The 18,188-nt window shown below is 64.1% G+C and carries 18 protein-coding genes; 6 read left to right on the forward strand and 12 right to left on the reverse strand.

The features are described 5' to 3' along the window. Positions 1-149: 149 nt before the first annotated feature. From ACPPVR_RS37030 to ACPPVR_RS37045, 4 genes are all read right to left on the reverse strand, one after another. Positions 150-998, reverse strand: coding sequence for an outer membrane beta-barrel protein (locus ACPPVR_RS37030; protein WP_426611427.1), 849 nt, complete (start codon positions 996-998; stop codon positions 150-152). Between the two features lie 226 nt (positions 999-1,224). Then, the gene (locus tag ACPPVR_RS37035) at positions 1,225-2,490 is read right to left on the reverse strand and encodes an MFS transporter (RefSeq protein ID WP_426611428.1); all 1,266 of its coding nucleotides are present in this window, start codon (positions 2,488-2,490) and stop codon (positions 1,225-1,227) included. Between the two features lie 277 nt (positions 2,491-2,767). After that, positions 2,768-4,111 carry a phosphoglucosamine mutase gene (gene glmM, locus ACPPVR_RS37040; protein WP_426611429.1) on the reverse strand — a complete coding sequence of 448 codons (1,344 nt, stop codon included), beginning with the start codon at positions 4,109-4,111 and terminating at the stop codon, positions 2,768-2,770. 226 nt (positions 4,112-4,337) lie between these two features. Next, the gene (locus ACPPVR_RS37045) at positions 4,338-4,505 is read right to left on the reverse strand and encodes a hypothetical protein (RefSeq protein ID WP_426611430.1); all 168 of its coding nucleotides are present in this window, start codon (positions 4,503-4,505) and stop codon (positions 4,338-4,340) included. 103 nt (positions 4,506-4,608) lie between these two features. On the opposite strand from ACPPVR_RS37045, the gene ACPPVR_RS37050 reads away from it, so the two are divergent. Beyond that, positions 4,609-5,748 carry an alpha-hydroxy acid oxidase gene (locus ACPPVR_RS37050; RefSeq protein WP_426611431.1) on the forward strand — a complete coding sequence of 380 codons (1,140 nt, stop codon included), beginning with the start codon at positions 4,609-4,611 and terminating at the stop codon, positions 5,746-5,748. Between the two features lie 183 nt (positions 5,749-5,931). Here the strand turns inward: ACPPVR_RS37050 and ACPPVR_RS37055 are convergent, their stop codons facing one another. From ACPPVR_RS37055 to ACPPVR_RS37090, 8 genes are all read right to left on the reverse strand, one after another. After that, entirely contained in the window at positions 5,932-6,537 is a 606-nt protein-coding gene (locus ACPPVR_RS37055) for a hypothetical protein (protein ID WP_426616260.1), read from the reverse strand. Positions 6,538-6,630: 93 nt separating this feature from the next. Continuing rightward, positions 6,631-7,257, reverse strand: a complete 627-nt coding sequence (locus ACPPVR_RS37060) for a hypothetical protein (RefSeq protein ID WP_426611432.1) — start codon at positions 7,255-7,257, stop codon at positions 6,631-6,633. Positions 7,258-7,314: 57 nt separating this feature from the next. Next, the gene (locus ACPPVR_RS37065; protein WP_426611433.1) at positions 7,315-8,154 is read right to left on the reverse strand and encodes a shikimate dehydrogenase; all 840 of its coding nucleotides are present in this window, start codon (positions 8,152-8,154) and stop codon (positions 7,315-7,317) included. 52 nt (positions 8,155-8,206) lie between these two features. Then, on the reverse strand, positions 8,207-9,979 hold the full coding sequence (locus ACPPVR_RS37070) for a SulP family inorganic anion transporter (protein WP_426611434.1): 1,773 nt from the start codon (positions 9,977-9,979) through the stop codon (positions 8,207-8,209). 90 nt (positions 9,980-10,069) lie between these two features. Continuing rightward, positions 10,070-10,342, reverse strand: coding sequence for a helix-turn-helix domain-containing protein (locus ACPPVR_RS37075; RefSeq protein ID WP_426611435.1), 273 nt, complete (start codon positions 10,340-10,342; stop codon positions 10,070-10,072). Between the two features lie 382 nt (positions 10,343-10,724). Next, on the reverse strand, positions 10,725-12,773 hold the full coding sequence (locus ACPPVR_RS37080) for an elongation factor G (protein WP_426611436.1): 2,049 nt from the start codon (positions 12,771-12,773) through the stop codon (positions 10,725-10,727). 150 nt (positions 12,774-12,923) lie between these two features. Further along, on the reverse strand, positions 12,924-13,403 hold the full coding sequence (locus ACPPVR_RS37085; RefSeq protein ID WP_426611437.1) for a DUF992 domain-containing protein: 480 nt from the start codon (positions 13,401-13,403) through the stop codon (positions 12,924-12,926). Positions 13,404-13,567: 164 nt separating this feature from the next. Next, positions 13,568-14,770 (reverse strand): pyridoxal phosphate-dependent aminotransferase, encoded by a 1,203-nt coding sequence (locus tag ACPPVR_RS37090; protein WP_426611438.1) that lies wholly within the window; start codon positions 14,768-14,770, stop codon positions 13,568-13,570. 472 nt (positions 14,771-15,242) lie between these two features. Between ACPPVR_RS37090 and ACPPVR_RS37095 the strand changes: the two genes are divergently transcribed. The 5 genes from ACPPVR_RS37095 (at position 15,243) to ACPPVR_RS37115 (ending at position 17,943) form a co-directional block, all read left to right on the forward strand. Further along, positions 15,243-15,893 carry a glutathione S-transferase family protein gene (locus ACPPVR_RS37095; protein ID WP_426611439.1) on the forward strand — a complete coding sequence of 217 codons (651 nt, stop codon included), beginning with the start codon at positions 15,243-15,245 and terminating at the stop codon, positions 15,891-15,893. 153 nt (positions 15,894-16,046) lie between these two features. Then, on the forward strand, positions 16,047-16,223 hold the full coding sequence (locus tag ACPPVR_RS37100; protein ID WP_426611440.1) for a hypothetical protein: 177 nt from the start codon (positions 16,047-16,049) through the stop codon (positions 16,221-16,223). 88 nt (positions 16,224-16,311) lie between these two features. Continuing rightward, on the forward strand, positions 16,312-16,458 hold the full coding sequence (locus ACPPVR_RS37105) for a hypothetical protein (protein ID WP_426611441.1): 147 nt from the start codon (positions 16,312-16,314) through the stop codon (positions 16,456-16,458). A gap of 149 nt (positions 16,459-16,607) precedes the next feature. Then, the gene (locus ACPPVR_RS37110) at positions 16,608-17,414 is read left to right on the forward strand and encodes a PAS-domain containing protein (RefSeq protein ID WP_426611442.1); all 807 of its coding nucleotides are present in this window, start codon (positions 16,608-16,610) and stop codon (positions 17,412-17,414) included. A 73-nt stretch (positions 17,415-17,487) separates the two neighbouring features. After that, entirely contained in the window at positions 17,488-17,943 is a 456-nt protein-coding gene (locus tag ACPPVR_RS37115; RefSeq protein WP_426611443.1) for an N-acetyltransferase family protein, read from the forward strand. Positions 17,944-18,188: the final 245 nt, after the last annotated feature.

Genomic DNA, 18,188 nt, shown 5'->3' on the forward strand with positions numbered 1-18,188 from the left:
GAACTTTCGCTCGTGATCATGGCTCGTTAACCTTAACCAATGGTTGCGTTGGACGCTTTCGTCGCTGTAAAGCCATGAAAAATGCGCAAAGCAAAACGGCGCGGGATGATCCCGCGCCGTTAAGACACATTAAGCGATGAGGCTGACGATCAGCCCTTGGTGATGAGCGGCGCCGGCGCGTAGACCGGCGGGCTGTTGAGCTCCCAGCGCACGCCGAGCTTGACGTCGTTCGAGGTGATGCTCTTGACCTTGATGGTCGTGGGACCGGAGATGCTGCCATCGAACGCGCGGAAATTGCCGGGCGCAGCGTCGCCGAGATCCATGTAGCTGTAGGCCAGTTCGACGGTGAACCCGGGATTAACCTTGTAGGCGAGACCGGCATGGGCGGCCCATGCCAGGTTCCACTTGCCATTGTCGGCAAAATACGTCGAGCTGCTGGTCAACTGCGGAGTGTTTGCCGCAATGTATTGGAAGCCATCGTCACGGAAACCGCTGATTTTGTTGTATGAGCCGCCGACACCGGCACCGATGAATGGCGTGATGCACCACCACGTTCCAAGGTCAACATACGCGTTCGCCATGACGACGAACTCCGATTTGCTGCCGCTATAACTGTCGGATCCGGCGAAGCCAGGCGCAATGACGTTGTTGGCGCCATGGAGATTGGCCCTTCCGCGATACTGGCCGATGACGTCGGCGCGGAACCAGTTGTTGAAGCGGTAGCCGGCGCCGAGATCGAAGAGCGGCGAACTGTCAAAACCAAGACCAAAGGTGCCCACGCTGAGATTCGGGTTCTGGGCAGCGGCGCTGTCGATGCTCTTGGCGCTCTGGTTGGTCATGCCGACGTCGCCGCGCAGATACCAGCCGCCGAAATCGGAGGGCGGGGCGACCGGCGCGTACATGGGGGGCGGAGCCGCGATCGGCATATCGGCGGCGAACGCCATCGACGAGATCAGTGATGCCGCACCCGCGGCAAGGAGAGACTTCACGCTACGCATTGGCTTCGTCCTTTTGGCCGGTGAGGCAATACGGGCGCCTCACTTTCTGGAAACTCACAGGCCGGACGATCGCACCAAATGTTTAAGCGCCACTTAACCCTAATTTTTAAGGTTGATTTTTTCTGACTGCACACGCGGATGCGACAGAAGCGTTGCAAAAATGCGGCGCCCGCGCTCCGCATTTGCTAACGATTGATGAAGCCGCGTTGCGGCGAAACAGGATTTGTTAACGTACGTGCCGCGGCAGCTTCGGCAGGAACACGGCAAGCAGGCCGATCGCCGGCAGATAGGCGCAGACCTGATAGACGAACTCGATCGAGGTGTGATCGGCGAGCTTGCCGAGCACGGCGGCACCTAAGCCGCCGATGCCGAAGGCAACGCCGAAGAACACACCGGAGATCATGCCGAAGCGATGTGGCACCAGTTCCTGCGCGAACACGATGATCGACGACGTCGTCGAGGAGATGATCAGGCCGATGATGACTGACAGCACCGCGCTGGCGTAGAGGCCGACATGGGGCAGCGCCAGCGTGAACGGCAGCGCGCCCACGATCGAGATCCAGATCACGATCTTGCGGCCGAAGCGATCGCCCAAGGGGCCGCCGAAGAACGCGCCGACCGCGTTCGCCGCCAAGAAGATGAAGAGATAGATTTGCGCGGCCTGCGTCGACACACCGAAACGGTCGATCAGATAGAAGATGTAGTAGCTCGACAGGCTCGAGACGTAGAGCTGCTTCGAGAACAGCAGCGCCACGAGCACCAGAAGCGCAATTTTGACGCGGCGCGAACTCGGCGCGTCCGGATGGGCTTGGGCCACCGCCGTCTTCTTTGCCTTGATCTGCGGCTCGTACCAGCGGCCGATGCGCCACAGGATGACGATGGCCAGGAACGCTATCGAGGAGAACCAGGCGATGCTGCCCTGCCCAAACGGCACGACGATCAGCGCGGCCAATATCGGCCCCATCGAGGTGCCAAAACTGCCGCCGAGCTGGAACACCGATTGCGCGAAACCGTAACGGCCGCCGGAAGCGAGCCGCGCGATGCGCGCGGATTCGGGATGAAACACCGCCGAGCCGAGACCGACCAGGGCTGCGGCGATCAGGATGACGAGATACTGGTGCGCGGCGCTGAGCAGCAGCAGGCCGAAGAAGGTCGAGGCCATGCCGATCGAGAGCGAAAAAGGCTGCGCCTTCTTGTCGGTGTAGTGGCCGACCACCGGCTGAAGCAGCGAGGCCGTGAACTGGAAGGCCAGCGTGATCATGCCGATCTGCGCGAAGTCGAGCGCGTAGGTATCCTTCAGGATCGGATACACCGAGGCGATCAGCGACTGCATGGTGTCGTTGAGGAAGTGCGAGAAGCTGATGCCGGCAAGCACGACATAGGCCGGCCCTGCCGCGGCCGTGGCAGCCACATTGGCGACGGACGGTGCAACGTCGCTGACGACGACCGGCTCGGTCAGCGTTTCCGCAGATACGACGACTGGCTTGTTCAATGGAGCATCCCGGCAGGCGCGGCGAACCGCCGCATCCGCTAATTACGATGCAGGCGGCGGTGGAACCACCGCCAAACGTCGATGGCAGGAATGCGCGAGTGCCCGGATCACTGCGCAGCAGCGTAGCCTGCATGGTTCGCCCGGCGATGCAGAGCACCGTCCGGAGACGCCCGCTTAGGGCGCGCTCCTCACCATGAGGGCTTAGGATTTCGCCGAGCAGAAAGACCTCATCCTGAGGGCCCGCCAAAGGCGGGCGTCTCGAAGGATGGCTGCAAGCTCAGGCCGCGGCTTGTCCCAGCGCCGACACGATGGTGTCGACGACATCCTCGACCAGGATGCGGTCTTCGCCTTCGGCCATGACGCGGATCACGGGCTCGGTGCCGGAGGCGCGGATCAGCAGGCGGCCATGGCCGTTGAGCCGCTTCTCGCCATCGGAGATCGCCGACTTGACGTCGGAATCGTCGAGCGGCTTGCCGCCCTTGTGGCGGACGTTCTTGAGGATCTGCGGCAGCGGATCGAAGCGATGGCAGACCTCGGACACGGGCCGGCGCAGCCGCTGCACCACCGCCAGCACCTGCAAGGCCGCAACAAAGCCGTCGCCGGTGGTGGCATAGTCGGACAGGATGATGTGGCCGGACTGCTCGCCGCCGAGATTGTAGCCGCCGTTCAGCATCTGCTCGAGCACGTAACGATCGCCGACCGGCGTGCGCACGAGATCGAGCCCCTGCCCTTTCAGGAAACGCTCGAGCCCGAGATTGGACATCACGGTGGCGACGATGCCGGGACGCGACAGCCGCCCGTCTTCCTTCCAGCTCTGCGCGATCACCGCGAGCAGCTGGTCGCCGTCGACGAGGTGGCCGCGCTCGTCGACCAGAATGACGCGGTCGGCGTCGCCGTCGAGCGCAATGCCGATATCGGCGCGCATCTCGCGCACCTTCCTGGCCAGCGCCTCCGGCGAGGTCGAGCCGCATTCCTTGTTGATGTTGAAACCGTCGGGGTCGACGCCGATCGGGATCACGTCGGCGCCCAATTCCCACAGCGCTTCCGGCACCACCTTGTAGGCCGCGCCATTGGCGCAATCGACCACGACACGCAGGCCGTCGAGCGAGAGATCGCGCGGCAGCGTACGCTTGGCGAATTCGATGTAACGGTCATGGACGCCGTCGATACGGCGGGCGCGGCCGAGGCTCGCGCTTTGTGCGAGACGCTTGTCGATGGGCTCGTCGAGCAACTGCTCGATCTGCTTCTCGACGTCATCGGAAAGCTTGAAGCCCTGCGGGCCGAACAGCTTGATGCCATTGTCCTCGAACAGATTGTGCGAGGCCGAGATCATCACGCCGAGATCGGCGCGCATCGACTTGGTCAGCATCGCGACCGCCGGCGTCGGCATCGGGCCGACCAGCAGCACGTCCATGCCGACCGAGGTGAAGCCCGCGACCATCGCGTATTCGATCATGTAGCCGGACAGGCGGGTGTCCTTGCCGATCACGACCCGGTGGCGGTGCTCACCGCGCTGGAACGCAAGGCCTGCGGCCTGACCGACCTTGAGCGCGAGCTCCGGCGTGATCAGTCCGTTGGCGCGGCCCCGAATCCCGTCCGTCCCAAAATATTTGCGGCTCATATCGTCCCCCACGCAACAACCAGGGCTCCCCACTATACAACTAGCGGATGCCTTGTGCGGCTCCGCCATCCCTGATTACGCTGGGGTCTTTATAAAGCCTTCGCGGCTAACTTGGCTTCAAAAAATATGATGAATCATTACGGAACCGGGGTCGCCTTCGCCCCTGTAACTTATTGTTAATATTATATTTCCCAGTGAAGGGCCGGTTCGGGCCGGAACCCGCCTGCTAGTCCGTGCGCTTGACGTGGCGGTCCCCGCGGCTCGGCGCCGGCTGGGTGACGTTGACGGGATCGGAGCCCGGAAAGGTCTCTTCCAGGCCCTCTTCCAGCGCTTCCTCGAGGTCACGCTTCTCCTTGATTTCTTCCGGCGTCGGTCCGACGTGCGGCTTGGTCATGGCGCCCTCTCGCAAACGATTTGGCTGTGCATCCAACCATGCTAGATGACCCCTAAACCTTCCGATGCAAGACTTCCGATGCAAGACGGGCCGGGAAACGTTCATGAAGCACATCACCTGTATCGACGACCTTCGCACACTGCATAAGCGCCGCGTGCCGAAGGCGTTCTTCGATTATTGCGACCGCGGCTCCTATGCCGAGGAAACGCTGCGCGCCAACCGCGACGATCTCCAGGACATCAAGTTCCGCCAGCGCATCCTGGTCGACGTCTCCAAGCGCGACACCGCGACCACGATCCTCGGCGAGCCCTCGACCATGCCGCTGATCCTGGCGCCGGTTGGCCTCCTCGGCATGCAGCATGGCGACGGCGAGATCTACGCCTGCCGCGCCGCGCAAGCAGCCGGCATCCCGTTCACGCAATCGACGATGTCGATCTGCTCGATCGAGGACATCGCCGCCAATGTCGAGAAGCCGTTCTGGTTCCAGCTCTACGTGATGAAGGACCGCGGCTTCATCAAGGAACTGGTGCAGCGCGCGATCGCCGCGAAATGCAGCGCACTGGTGCTCACCGTCGATCTCCAGGTGATCGGACAGCGCCATGCCGACATCAAGAACGGCATGACGATCCCGCCCGAATGGACGCTGTCGAAATTCCTGGATTTCGCGACCAAGCCGGCCTGGGTCTCCGGCGTGCTGCGCGGCAAGCGCCGCACCTTCGGCAACATTGCCGGCCACGTGAAGAACACCGAGGACCTCAATCGCCTCGCCGAATGGACCGCGTCGCAGTTCGACACCTCGCTGAGCTGGAAGGATGTCGCGTGGATCCGGAGCATCTGGCCGGGCAAGCTCATCATCAAGGGTATTCTGGACGTCGAGGATGCCGAAGAAGCCGCCAAGACCGGCGCACAGGCGCTGGTGGTGTCGAACCATGGCGGTCGTCAACTCGACGGCGCACCGTCCTCGATCGAAGTGCTGCCGGAGATTGCGGACGCGGTCGGCTCCAAGATGGAGATCATGTTCGACGGCGGCATCCGCTCCGGCCAGGACGTGATGCGCGCGCTCGCGCTCGGCGCAAAGTCCTGCATGATCGGCCGCGCTTATGCTTACGGGCTCGGTGCCGGCGGCCAGGCCGGCGTCGCCAAGGCGATCGACATCATCCAGAAAGAACTGCTCACGACCATGGGCCTGTGCGGCGTCAACAGGGTCGAGGAGATCGACGATCACATCATTGCGGTGCCGTAGGGCGGTAGCCAACGAAAGCCGTCGCTACAAACTCCGCAGTCGTCCCGGCGAAGGCCGGGACCCGTAACCACATGGAGTGGTTTGGCGAAGACTGGTTGTTCAGTCTTCCGCGGTACTGATAGCTGCACCCAGCGATAGATCACGCGGTATGGGTCCCGGCCTTCGCCGGGACGACACCAAGCCTCACATCGGCGGTGTCACACCATCCCGGCCGACATTGACCCGGTTGGCTTCCAGCGAGCCGTCTTCCTTCTTCGTTGCACCGAAGATGATCAGCTTGGCACCCGGCTTGATCTCGGACTTGTCGCTGGCGACGAAGGTGACGATCGGGGTCTCCGGCGGCACCACGACTTTCTTCTCGCCGTCCTTGTATTTGACCGTGATGTTCTGGCCGTCGGTGCCTTTCACCGTCTGCGCCACAGTGGCGTTGGTCATGGTCGAATTGGCGCGGGCATCCCAGGGACGGAAGCCTTCGGCCGCGCCGCGCTGGTTCTCCGGGAAGATGTGCACGGCAATCGCCTTCTGCGTGCCGTCGGGCTCGGGCATGGCGGTGACGCCGATGTAGGAGCCTTCCTTGATCTCCGCGAGCGATGTCTTGACGACGGCGAAGACGGCGACGTTGTCGGTCATGTTCACCTTCACGTCGCTGCCCTCGCGGGTCTTGATGCCGAGCGTGTTGCCGTCGACGCTCTCGATGGTGCCGCGGATACGGACCGTCGGCGTCTGCTGCGCCGAGACGGACGAAACCGCGATAATGGTGGCGAAGGCAGCCACGACGGCGCGTGGCATCCAGTTGCTCTGTTTCGGCATGGGTCTCTCCAGACGTGTTGCGGCGATCACACGCAAACCCCGTGCGACCGCCTCTATTCCGTGACTTCCTGATCACATCGGCGGGGTCAGGCCGTCACGGCCGACGCTGACACGGTTGGTCTCGAACGAGCCGTCCGGCAATTGCTTCATGAAGGCGACGATCCTGGCGCCGGCCTTCAGGTCGGATTTGTCGCCGGGCACGAAGGTCACTACCGGTGTCATATCGGAGACGAACACCTTCTTCTCGCCCTCCTTGTACTTCACGAGCAAGGTATGGCCGTCATTGCCGACCACGCTCTCTGACACCGTCGCATTGGTCATGCTGGAGTTGGGTTTCAAATCGTAGGGCCGCGAGCCCTCGCCAGTGCCGCGCATGCTCTCCGGAAACACGTGCACCTCGACAGCGTTCTCGCCACCGTCCGGTCCCGGCACGGTGGTGGCGCCGACGAAAGAGCCGACCTTGATGTCGGTGAGAGAAATCTTGGTGACGCCGGCCACGCGCACGTCAGTTGCGATGTGGAGCTTGACGTCTTCACCGCTGCGCGACTTGACCAGCATCGTGTCGCCCTCGACGCTCTCGACGGTTCCGCGCACGCGGGTCGGCACCGGCGCCTTCTGCGCGAAGGCCGCGAAGGTCGAGATCGCCACCATCGCGACGGCAAGAATTGGGCGTGTGAAAGTGGCACGTTGAACAGGCATGACGGTCTCCAGATTGTCCCTACGAACATAGAACTCCGAAGACCGCGCGCTATTCGCTCAAGTCTTTGTGAGATCGGCCTCGACCAGCGCGCGCAGCTCTGCAGTCACCTCCGGCCTCCGGCCGAACCACAGCTCGAAGCCTCGCACGGCCTGGTGCAAGAGCATGCCGAGCCCGTCGGCGGTCTTCAGCCCGCGCGCCTTGGCTGCGGCCAGCAGCGGCGTCACCAGCGGGACATAGACGAGGTCGGCGACGACGGCCGCCTGCGGCAGGCCTGCCACATCGACCTCGAGCGGGGGCTGGCCGTGCATCCCGAGCGAGGTCGTGTTCACGAGAAGTTTTGCCCGCGGCAAGACCTCATCGATCCCGTCCCAGGAAAGCGGATGCACATTTGGCCCGAACTGCTTTGCCAGCGCCGCGGCCCGCGCAGGCGTGCGGTTGGCGAGATGGACGCGGCCAAAACCGCGTTCGAGCAGGCCGAACACGACCGCGCGCGAGGAGCCCCCGGCGCCGAGCACCAGCGCCTCTCCGGAGTCATCCCAGCCGGGCGCGCTGGCATCGAGATTGTTGATGAAGCCCTCGACGTCGGTGTTGGTCGAGCGCAGCTCGCCGTCCGCGAACCAGAGCGTGTTGGCGGCGCCGACGGCCTTTGCGCGCGCATCGGGCGCGGACAGCGCCAGCACGCCCTCCTTGTGCGGGATGGTGACGTTGGCGCCGACAAAACCGCGCAGCGACAGCCGCAGCACGAAGTCGCGGAGATCATCCGGCGGGACCGCCTCGATGACATAGCCGCCTGCGATCCCGAGCGTGCGCAGCCAATAATGATGGATCAGCGGCGAGCGCGAATGCGCTGCCGGCCATCCGATCAGACAGGCCGCGGGAGCCTTGGTCACGGTCATCCTTCCCTTAAGGAATGTGGGAGGCGATCCATTTCGCGTCCAGCCGGCGCTGTCAAGCGCGCGGGTGCCGCTCCTTTGCCGCGGCACCATCGGCAGCTGGCAGAGCCGCGCCGCCCTTGATATCGGCGACGGCGCGCGCGATCGTCGCGCGATAGCGTGCGCGCGGCGGCGTCACGCCATGGGTCAACAGCGCGCGGCGGACCGCGGGCGACGCCCCGGTGATGAACAGCCTGATGCCCTGGCGGTGAGCCTTGGCGGCGACGCGGCCGAGCACGTTCGCCGCCGTCGAATCCAGGAATGGCACCGCGGCAAAATCGACGACAAAACCCTTGCGGCTGTCGGCGATGCCGTCGAGCACGCCTCCGATCGCGGACGCGGCGCCGAAGAAGAACGCGCCCGTGATGCGATAGACCAGCACGTCAGCATCGACCGCGAGGCTGGGATCGTAGCGAACGCGCTCGCCATTGCCGTCATCGGGGCGATCGGTGGCCACCAGGGGCGAGCGCTCCTCGATCCCGGTCATCTCCGCCATGCGATGGATGAACAGTACCGCGCCGAGCGCGAAGCCGACCAGAATGCCTTCGGTCAGATCGCGGAAGATCGTGAGCAGGAAGGTTGCAAGCAGCACGATGGCGTCGCCCCATGAGGAGCGCAGCAGCGTGGCAAATTCGTGCTTCTCCGCCATGGTCCAGGCCACCACAACGAGCACGGCGGCGAGCGCGGCGAGCGGGATGTAGCTGGCGAGGGGTGCCGCGATCAGCATGAACAGCAGCAGGAACACCGAATGCAGCATGCCCGCGAGCGGCCCTCGCGCGCCCGCGCGGATATTGGTGGCGGTGCGCGCGATCAGGCCGGTGACGCAGATGCCGCCGAACAATGCCGAGCCGATATTGGCAACGCCTTGCGCGACCAACTCGCAATTGGAGCGGTGACGCCGTCCTGTCATGCCGTCGGCCACCACCGCCGACAGTAGCGATTCGATCGCGGCGAGCAGTGCGAACGCGATTGCATCGGGCAGCACCGCTTGCGCCTTCGCCAGCGAGAACGCAGGCAGCGCCGGCGACGGCAATTCGCGCGGAATTCCGCCGAAGCGGCTGCCGATCGTTTCAACCGGCAGCGACAGCAAGGAGCTCACCACCGCCGCGAGCACGACCGCGATCAGGATGCCCGGCCAGGACGGCCGCCAGCGCCGCAAGCCGGCGATGATGGCGATGCTGGCCATTGCGATGGCGACGGCGGACGGATTGACCGTGTGTAGACCCCCGGCCAGCGCGACGAGTTTCGCGACGAATTCGCTCGGCTCCTTCGAGGCCAGCGTGATCCCGCCGAGATCGCGGAGCTGGCTTGCGAAGATGATCACGGCGATGCCGGCGGTGAAGCCGACCGTCACCGGATAGGGAATGAACTTGATGTAGGTGCCGACGCGCAGGAAGCCGGCGGCGACCAGGAACAGCCCCGCCATCAGGGTGGCGAGGATCACGCCGTCGACGCCGTGACGGTCGGCGGTCGCCGCCACCAGCACAATGAAGGCGCCGGCCGGTCCGCCGATCTGGAACCGGCTGCCGCCGAGCAGCGACGCAATGAAGCCGCCGACCACGGCGGTGTAGAGGCCGCGATCTGGCGTCACGCCCGAGGCGATCGCGATCGCCATCGACAGCGGCAGCGCGACAATCGCAACGGTGAGGCCTGCGAATACGTCGGCCTGGAAATCCGAAAGGCCATAACCCTCGCGCCACACGGTCACGAGCTTCGGCAGATACAGTTCGGTAAAGGTTGGCTGACGAAGCTGGTGCAGCTTGCCCGCGTGTTCGCCCGTGATGCTCATGCCCCACAATGCTCCGATGCATCGTGCGGCCGCGGTCTCGGCGCGACGGTGCGTTAGCTCAGCCCGCTTGCGAGCATGATCATGGCGAGATCACGCTCCGATCCGACGCGGCGGCCCGGGCTCCCTCAGGCGAACGCCACGTCCTCCGCTTTCGCTGCGCGCCTGTTCGCCGATCAACTCGACGCCGGCCCGATCAAACGCATCGACCACCTTGATCAAGGTCTCGACCACGCCGCGAACGTTGCCGGTGCTGGCTTCCATCCGCTGGATGGTCGGCAGCGAAACGCCAGCGAGCTCGGCCAGGGTTTTCTGGTCAATGCCGAGCAGCGCACGGGCTGCCCGCATCTGGAACGAGGTGATCACCTTGGCCTCACGTATCAGATCCTATAAATGATATATCATACATATACAATGATGTAAAATACATCATTTCAAGGCAAACGCAAGCACGATCCAAGTCAGGGGAAGCTTCTGCGAATCCTTACATTGGCTTGACGCAAATCCGCGTCCACATGGTCATTGTGAGCACAGCGAAGCACTCCAGACTCCTCCGAGGAAGCAGTCTGGATTGCTTCGTCGCAAGAACTCCTCGCCAAGATCTCCTCACAATGACGGAGAGGAGGAGGCCGCGGGAGTTCAACTTTCACCGTGCACTCGCGGAGACAGCCCCTCACCACCCCCTCTCCCCGTAAAGAACGGGGAGAGGGGGTGAGCGAGCGATGCGTCCTTTACCGCGCGTGTCTGCTCACGCAGCGTGCTGATGCGCGGCGATGATCTGGTCGGCGGCGCGTCCGGTCACCTCGGCCATGTGGTCGAACTGACGGGTGAAGCTGCCGGCGCCGGCGGTAGCCGAGCGCAGCTCGACGATGAGCTCGCCGATCTCCGCTTCCGGCATCATGGCGCGGACGCAGTCCCAGCCGCTCCAGCCATCGCGGGTGTCGAAGCCGAGGATCTGGCCGCGCCGCGCCGACAGGATCGCGTTGATCTTGGCGGTGGCATCGGTCGGACAGACGATCTCGACCACGTGGATCGGCTCCAGCAGCACCGACTGGCATAGCGGCAGGCCTTCGTTGAGCCCGACCCGCGCCGCCGTGCGGAAGGCAAGGTCGGAGGAATCGACGCTGTGATAGGAGCCGTCGGTCAGCGTCACCTGCAGATCGGTCACGGGGAAGCCGAGCGGGCCGCGCCCGAGCCCGTCGACGACGCCCTCTTCGACCGCTCCGATGTAGTTGCGCGGCACCGCGCCGCCGACGACCTTTTCGGCGAACTTGAACCCCTCGCCGCGCGGCAGCGGCTTGATGTCGAGCACGACGTCGCCGAACTGGCCGTGGCCGCCGGATTGCTTCTTGTGGCGGCCGCGCTGGATGATCTGCTTGCGGATCGTCTCCTGGTAGCCGATCGCGGGCGGATGCGACGTGATCTTGACGCCGAAGCGGTCGCGCAGCCGCTCGCTGGCGACGCGAAGATGCATCTCGCCCTGGCCCCACAGCACAGTGTCGTGGGTCTGGGCGTTCTGCACGACGACGAGTGAGGGATCCTCCTCGTGCAGCCGCGCCAGCGCCTGGCCGAGCTTGACGTCGTCCTTGCGGTCGGTGGCCGCAACCGAAATCGCGAGCACCGGCGGCGTCGGCTCGAGAGCGGCCAACGCGGCCGGCTGGGTCTTGCCGCTCGAGACCGTGTCGCCGGTGTTGACCGGATCAAGCTTGGCGAGCGCCACCGTGTCGCCGGCTTCAGCCGAGGCACGCTTGGTCTCGTAGGCGCCGTTGACGGCGAGGATGCCGGAGATGCGGCTTGCTCCGCCGGAGGACGATTGCAACGTGGCGCCGTCCTCGAGGTGGCCGGCGAGCAGCCGCGTCAGCGACAGCTTTCCGCCGTGCTGCGAATGCAGCGTCTTGAAGACGAAGCCGAGCGCATCCTTGCTCTCGGGCGTGCCGAGACGTTTTGCGGTCTCCGCGATGCCCGGCGCCTCGTGGCGCAGCGCCTTCATCAAGCGCAGCACGCCATTTTCGCGCGCAGCCGCGCCTAACAACACAGGGCAGATCTGACCTTCGCGCAATTCACGGGCGAGATCGTCGAACACGGCATCGCGCGGCGGCTGAATGTCTTCGAGCAACTGCTCCATCAGCGCGTCGTCATGGTCGGCGAGCTTCTCCAGCATCGAGAAGCGGGCCTCCTTCTCGCGGTCGAGATCGCCGCCTTCGAGCGCGACCACTTCGGAGGCCTTGTGCTCGCGATAGATGAAGGCGCGCTCCAGCGCGAGATCGACGAAGCCTTCGATCAGCTCGTTCTTCCAGATCGGAATCTGGCGCAGCACCAGCGGCACGCGCGAGGCCGGCTGAAGCGTCGCGAGCGTCTCACGGATGCGCTTGTTGGCGCGATCGATCTTGTTGAGGAACAGAAAGCGCGGGATCTTCAGTTCCTCCAGCTCGCGCAGGATGATCTGAAGCTGCGGCAGCTTCTTTTCGTCGGCCTCGCAGACCACGACGGCAGCGTCGACCGCGGGAAGTGCGGCGCGCATGTCGTGGGCGAACTCGACGGAACCGGGACAATCCAGGAAGGTGTAGCTGTCGCCCATGAAACTCGTGGTGGCAGCAGTGAGGCCAACAGTCATCTTGTGATGACGGGCTTCGGCACTGGCGTCGCCGACAGAAGTTCCGGCATCGACGCTGCCTGCGCGGGGGATTGCGCCCGTTCGCGCCAGGATCGCTTCGAGAAGTGTGGTTTTACCGCTTTGGAAAGGGCCCACCAGCGCAATGCACCGTGGACCTCGGGGACTTCTGACGTCTTGTCCCATTTCGCCGCCTCCTTGGTGTGGAGCTCGGCCCATGATTGGGTCGGCAAGCGCAGATGCTCTGCCCGTCCCCAGGATTTGGCAAGCGTCAAACGTCGCTGCGGTGCGTCGTGTGATCGCGCCGATGGAACGGCGCGATCACACGTAAAATTGTTAACGGCCCGGACGGAGTTCCAGGCTTTCGAGGCCGGCCGCGACATTGAGACCGACTTGGCCCTGCACGCTGAGCGGTTGGAGTGCGATCGAATTGTTGGAGCCGCCGACCAGCACGTTGCCGCCGAGGCCGACGCCGACCGAGGCGCTGCCCTGCGCGCCCGCGTAGTTGCCGGAGAGGTCGCCCGGTCCGAGCCGGTTCACCGGCGCGAACACGCCCCAGGCAAGTGCCGTCTCCTCGGTGATGCCGAGGTCGAGACCGACCTTGCGGATCGTCGCGACGTAGCGGTCATCCGGCAAACCATCGACGCGGAGCACGCAGCCGAGATTGGTGACGGAGCCCACGATGAAGCCAACGCTGGCACCGCCGCGGCATTCGAGCACGCCCACCTGCACCATCCGCGACTGCGCGCTGGCGCCCGCGACGGAGGCAACGAGGCTGGCTGCGGTGAGCCCGGCGAGAAGGAGTGAGCGACGCATGAATTGTCTCCGGCGATGAATGTGATGCGAGCATTGGAGGGCGCGGTAGATGCCACGCGGGAGTTCTATGCCACAAGAGTCCGGTCGGTGCCAGATCACGCAGGCTTAAAGAAAAAAGAGCCCGCAGCAAGCGGGCCCTTTCATGTCACATCATTACCGCAGGCTTATCGCAGATTGCCGCAGAAGCGCTGGATGCGATTGCAGGCGTCTTCGAGATCCGAGGTCTTGGTCGCGTAGGAGATGCGGAACGCCGGGCCGAGGCCGAAGGCCGAACCCTGCACGACGGCAACGCCCTCGGTCTCCAGGAGCTCGGTGACGAACTGCTCGTCATTGCTGATCACGTTCCCCGACGGCGCTTTCTTGCCGATCGTGCCGGCGCAGGACGGATAGACGTAGAACGCGCCCTCGGGCCGCGGACACTCGATGCCGTTCGCCTGGTTCAGCATGGAGACGACGAGGTCGCGGCGCTCCTTGAACACCTTGTTGTTGGCGGGGATGAAATCCTGCGGACCGTTCAGCGCCTCGACCGCCGCCCATTGCGAGATCGAGGACGGGTTCGAGGTCGACTGCGACTGGATGGTCGACATCGCCTTGATGAGCTGCGCCGGGCCGCCGGCATAGCCGATGCGCCAGCCGGTCATGCAATAGGCCTTCGACACGCCGTTCACGGTGAGCGTGCGGTCGTAGAGTTTCGGCTCGACCTGCGCCACGGTGGTGAACTGGAAGTCGTCATAGACGAGGTGCTCGTACATGTCGTCGGTCATCACCCAGACGTGAGGATGGCGGACCAGCACGTCGGTGAGCACCTTCAGCTCGGCGCGCGTATAGGCAGCTCCCGTCGGGTTCGACGGCGAGCACAGGATCACCCATTTGGTCTTCGGCGTGATCGCGCGCTCGAGCGCTTCGGCCTGGAGCTTGAAGCCGGTCGCAGCGGTGCAGACCACCGGCACCGGCTCGCCGCCGGCGAGCGCCACCATCTCGGGATAGCTGACCCAGTAGGGCGCGGGGATGATCACCTCGTCGCCTGGATTGATGGTCGCCATCAACGCGTTGTAGAGCACCTGCTTGCCGCCGGTGCCGACGATCACCTGGTTCGGCTTGTAGACGACGCCGTTCTCGCGCTGAAACTTCGCGATGATCGCTTCCTTCAGCTCGGGAATGCCGTCGACCGCGGTGTACTTGGTCTTGCCGGATTCGATGGCGTGGATCGCCGCCAGCTTGATGTTGGCGGGCGTGTCGAAGTCGGGCTCGCCGGCGCCGAGGCCGATGACGTTGCGGCCCGCCGCTTTGAGCGCGCGTGCTTTATCCGTGACCGCGATGGTCGCGGACGGCTTCACACGGTCGAGCGCAGCGGCAAGAAAGGGCATCGTCATCTCCTGACAAGCATCGTGAACCCATGGGTAATCACGACTCTGATTGTGGGAATGAGCCACCCTAAAACGTGTGCCGCTGCACCGCAAGAAACTTCGGCCCGATCTCGAAAAAGTTTACGGATTTGAGCGTTTCCAGACGCGATTTCCCGCAATTTTCCGCAACTTTGCCGTTCAAATCGCTCATATCCGGCAAGGCATGTCCTCGGAGCAATTTTGCGCCTTCGGAGCGTCGCGAAACGGACGGCCGGCTGACGTTGCAAGGTGACGCGTTCGCATGGTGACGCAAGCGTGATCTGATTTGCAGCGTCGCACGAACACGATCTTCCGCGACGTTGCAGCGCGGTAGGGTTTTCGAGTTTTTCTATGGCCCGGCCCTTGCGGCGGATTCGCATCGGCATCATTGTTTAGCCGCGTTGCGGGGCAACAAGCGCCGCGCTCATCCCGTCCTCGGAATCGAACTCCCAGAATGTACAAGCTCTATTCGATGCAACGCTCCGGCAACAGCTACAAGGTTCGCCTTGCGCTGGCACTGTTGAACTTGCCTTACGAAGCAGTGGAGGTGGACATTTTGCGCGGCGAGAGCCGCACGCCGGACTTCCTGGCGAAGAATCCGTCCGGCCAGGTGCCGTTGCTCGAGGTCGGCGCCGACCGCTTCCTCGCCGAGTCCAACGCGATCCTCTGGTACGTCGCGGTGGGCACGCCGCTCGCGCCCGAGAACCGCATCGACCGCGCCGACGCGCTGCAATGGATGTTCTTCGAGCAGCACGCGCTCGAGCCGAATATCGGCGCCGCCTATTTCTGGCTGTCGCTGGTGAAGGGCGGCCGCGACCTCCAGACCCACGCGCTGGAAGACTGGATGGAGCGCGGCTATGGCGCGCTCCAGGTGATGGAGAACCACCTCAAGACCAACGCCTACTTCGCCGCCCGCCAGCTCACGGTCGCCGACATCGCGCTCTACGGCTACACCCATCTCGCCGAGCGCTGCGACTTCGACCTCTCGCCCTTCCCGGCGATCCAGAACTGGCTGAAGCGCGTCGAAGCGGCCCCCGGTTTCGTGGCGATGGACTGGCGGCCGGCCGACATCGACGACCCCGCCAGCATCGCGGCGGGCGCCTGAAGGCCCCCGGCGTTAAGAAATAGCGGGCATAGCGTTAACCTTTGCCGCAATCCCGCCATTTTTGGCGTCATAGCCGCCCCAATATTGCCGGTTGAAATTGTGAGGTTGTTCGGCGTGGCGGGTGATTCGCTCGCACGTTGAAGGATTTAGATCATGATTCGGGCGTCCGGCACGGTCGGCTTTCAGGGCCGATCCGTTATTGCCGCCTCCTCTCGGTTGACCCACGCGGTGGCGGCCTCGCTCGCCATCGCAGCGCTGTCGCTGTGTCTGATCGTCACCCTGACGGTGCTGTCGACCAAGGCGACCATGGCCATGGGTCTGCCCGTCTGATCGCCGTCTCCATCCTGGACCAGCCTTCTCGGCGCCCTGTGAGCACCCGCGCCGACCGGCATACGGCAAGATAGTCATCAGGACATCCATGAAGTCACCGGTGGTACTCGTTGCTATAACCCTGACCGCGGCCATCCTGGTCGCGGCATCGCTGTTGATCCTGACCGGCACACGCAAGTCCGTCGGCACATCGACGCTGAATGCCCCCATGCATCTCGTCCGCAACGCCGCGTGACGCCGGTTGATTTGGCCTAAAATCATTCGAAAACTTTGCGCCCGGCCCCAAGCACGCCTTAAGCACCGCGCGCGAAATCACAGCACGATCAGGCAACCATCGGTCAGTCTTGCGCTCTTAACTCGTTCAGGGAGTAGCGAGACAGGGCCATGCGATTCGGATGGCGTGCCATTTCCGGTCCCGTGCTCACGGCAGCAATTGCACTGCTGGCGATCCTGCTCGACCGTCATGCTCCCGCTCTCTCGCTTGCGCCGCTGTTCGTCTGCATCGTCGCCCTTGCCGGTTCGCTCTCGGGCTTTGCATCCGCGCTTGGCAGTGCCGCCATCGCTTTGATCGGCGCAGCGCTGCTCTCGCTCGGTCACCGCACCGGCTTTGCACCCGCTGATCTCGTGCAGTTCGGTCTGCTGGCGCTCACGACGGTCGCCACGGCTGCCATCACCGGCCTGATGCGCGAGCGCCTGATCGGTGCCTTCGCCGCCGAGCGGCACAACCACGCCACCGCCGCGCGGCTGTCGGCCGCGCTCGACCAGGTCAATATCGGCATCGTGCTGCTCGATGCCGATACCCGCGCCGAATTCATCAACCGCGCATTCCGCGATTATTTTGCGCTGCCGGACGAAAAGGCCGACGACAAGCCGCCCTTCATCGCGCTGATGTATCACGGCCGCGACACCGGCGCGTTCGAATTGCCGGAGGACGAATTGGGCGTCTTCATCGCGCAGCGCATGGAGATGGTGCGGATCGGCGACGCGACGCCGATCAACATCGGCCTGCGCAATGGGGAGGTGCTTCGCTTCGTCTGCACTGCGCTGCCTGACGGCGGCCGCATGCTGAGCTATACGCCGGTGACCGACCTCGTGCGCCACACCGATGCGCCCGCGCGCGCCGACTACTACCGCTCGCTGCGCGATCCCACGGGGCGCAAATTGATCCGCTATCTGCGGGTCGCGGAGTAAACACGACAGCACGATTGATCAACACGCCGCGCGTCGCGTATGAAGGACGCTTCATGGATCGTGGAATTTTCAGATGTCGCTCACCATTCGCTCCGTCACCCGGCAGGACTACGATCAATGGCTGCCGCTGTGGGACGGCTACAACGCCTTCTACGGCCGCTCCGGCCCGACCGCGCTGGCGGGCGAGATCACACGCGTGACCTGGCAACGCTTCTTCGATGCGTACGAGCCGGTGCATGCGCTGGTCGCCGAAAGTGACGGCCGCCTGCTCGGGCTGACGCATTATCTGTTTCATCGCAGCACCACCGCGATCGAGCCGTCGTGTTACTTGCAGGATCTGTTCACGCTGGAGTCCTCTCGCGGCAAGGGCGTCGCCTCGGCGCTGATCGACGGTGTCTATGAGCGCGCGAAGCTCGCAGGCTCGCCGCGCGTCTACTGGCAGACGCATGAGACCAATGTCACGGCGCAGAGCCTGTACGACAAGGTCGCGGAGCGTTCAGGGTTCATCGTCTATCGCAAGATCTTCTGATGCCGCTGCGGGCTGTTTTTCGAGCATGATCTTTTCGGAAAACCGCTGCGCACTTTTCCGGATCATGCTGCCTGTGGATAACTTTTCCTGTCACCGGCGCGTAACACTCCAGGCCTAGGTTGCGCCTGCGTCTGATCAGGCTCCCCGTCACCGATCAAACGCCCCAAGCGGTCCCCGTCAGTCGCCGCGTCTGACAGGGGCCGCATTTTTTTGTCCGCAGTTCCTTTCAGCATGGCAGCAACGCG

This window comes from Bradyrhizobium sp. McL0616 (genome assembly GCF_049993385.1).
In the GTDB taxonomy this organism is placed as follows: domain Bacteria; phylum Pseudomonadota; class Alphaproteobacteria; order Rhizobiales; family Xanthobacteraceae; genus Bradyrhizobium.

Coding starts and splice junctions, on each gene's coding strand:
- ACPPVR_RS37090 (WP_426611438.1), bottom strand. CDS start 14,770: ATGCCCTTTCTTGCCGCTGCGCTCGACCGTGTGAAGCCGTCCGCGACC.
- ACPPVR_RS37100 (WP_426611440.1), top strand. CDS start 16,047: ATGATTCGGGCGTCCGGCACGGTCGGCTTTCAGGGCCGATCCGTTATT.
- glmM (WP_426611429.1), bottom strand. CDS start 4,111: ATGAGCCGCAAATATTTTGGGACGGACGGGATTCGGGGCCGCGCCAAC.
- ACPPVR_RS37055 (WP_426616260.1), bottom strand. CDS start 6,537: ATGCCACGCGCCGTCGTGGCTGCCTTCGCCACCATTATCGCGGTTTCG.
- ACPPVR_RS37080 (WP_426611436.1), bottom strand. CDS start 12,773: ATGGGACAAGACGTCAGAAGTCCCCGAGGTCCACGGTGCATTGCGCTG.
- ACPPVR_RS37060 (WP_426611432.1), bottom strand. CDS start 7,257: ATGCCTGTTCAACGTGCCACTTTCACACGCCCAATTCTTGCCGTCGCG.
- ACPPVR_RS37110 (WP_426611442.1), top strand. CDS start 16,608: ATGCGATTCGGATGGCGTGCCATTTCCGGTCCCGTGCTCACGGCAGCA.
- ACPPVR_RS37030 (WP_426611427.1), bottom strand. CDS start 998: ATGCGTAGCGTGAAGTCTCTCCTTGCCGCGGGTGCGGCATCACTGATC.
- ACPPVR_RS37095 (WP_426611439.1), top strand. CDS start 15,243: ATGTACAAGCTCTATTCGATGCAACGCTCCGGCAACAGCTACAAGGTT.
- ACPPVR_RS37070 (WP_426611434.1), bottom strand. CDS start 9,979: ATGAGCATCACGGGCGAACACGCGGGCAAGCTGCACCAGCTTCGTCAG.
- ACPPVR_RS37085 (WP_426611437.1), bottom strand. CDS start 13,403: ATGCGTCGCTCACTCCTTCTCGCCGGGCTCACCGCAGCCAGCCTCGTT.
- ACPPVR_RS37115 (WP_426611443.1), top strand. CDS start 17,488: ATGTCGCTCACCATTCGCTCCGTCACCCGGCAGGACTACGATCAATGG.
- ACPPVR_RS37045 (WP_426611430.1), bottom strand. CDS start 4,505: ATGACCAAGCCGCACGTCGGACCGACGCCGGAAGAAATCAAGGAGAAG.
- ACPPVR_RS37065 (WP_426611433.1), bottom strand. CDS start 8,154: ATGACCGTGACCAAGGCTCCCGCGGCCTGTCTGATCGGATGGCCGGCA.
- ACPPVR_RS37050 (WP_426611431.1), top strand. CDS start 4,609: ATGAAGCACATCACCTGTATCGACGACCTTCGCACACTGCATAAGCGC.
- ACPPVR_RS37105 (WP_426611441.1), top strand. CDS start 16,312: ATGAAGTCACCGGTGGTACTCGTTGCTATAACCCTGACCGCGGCCATC.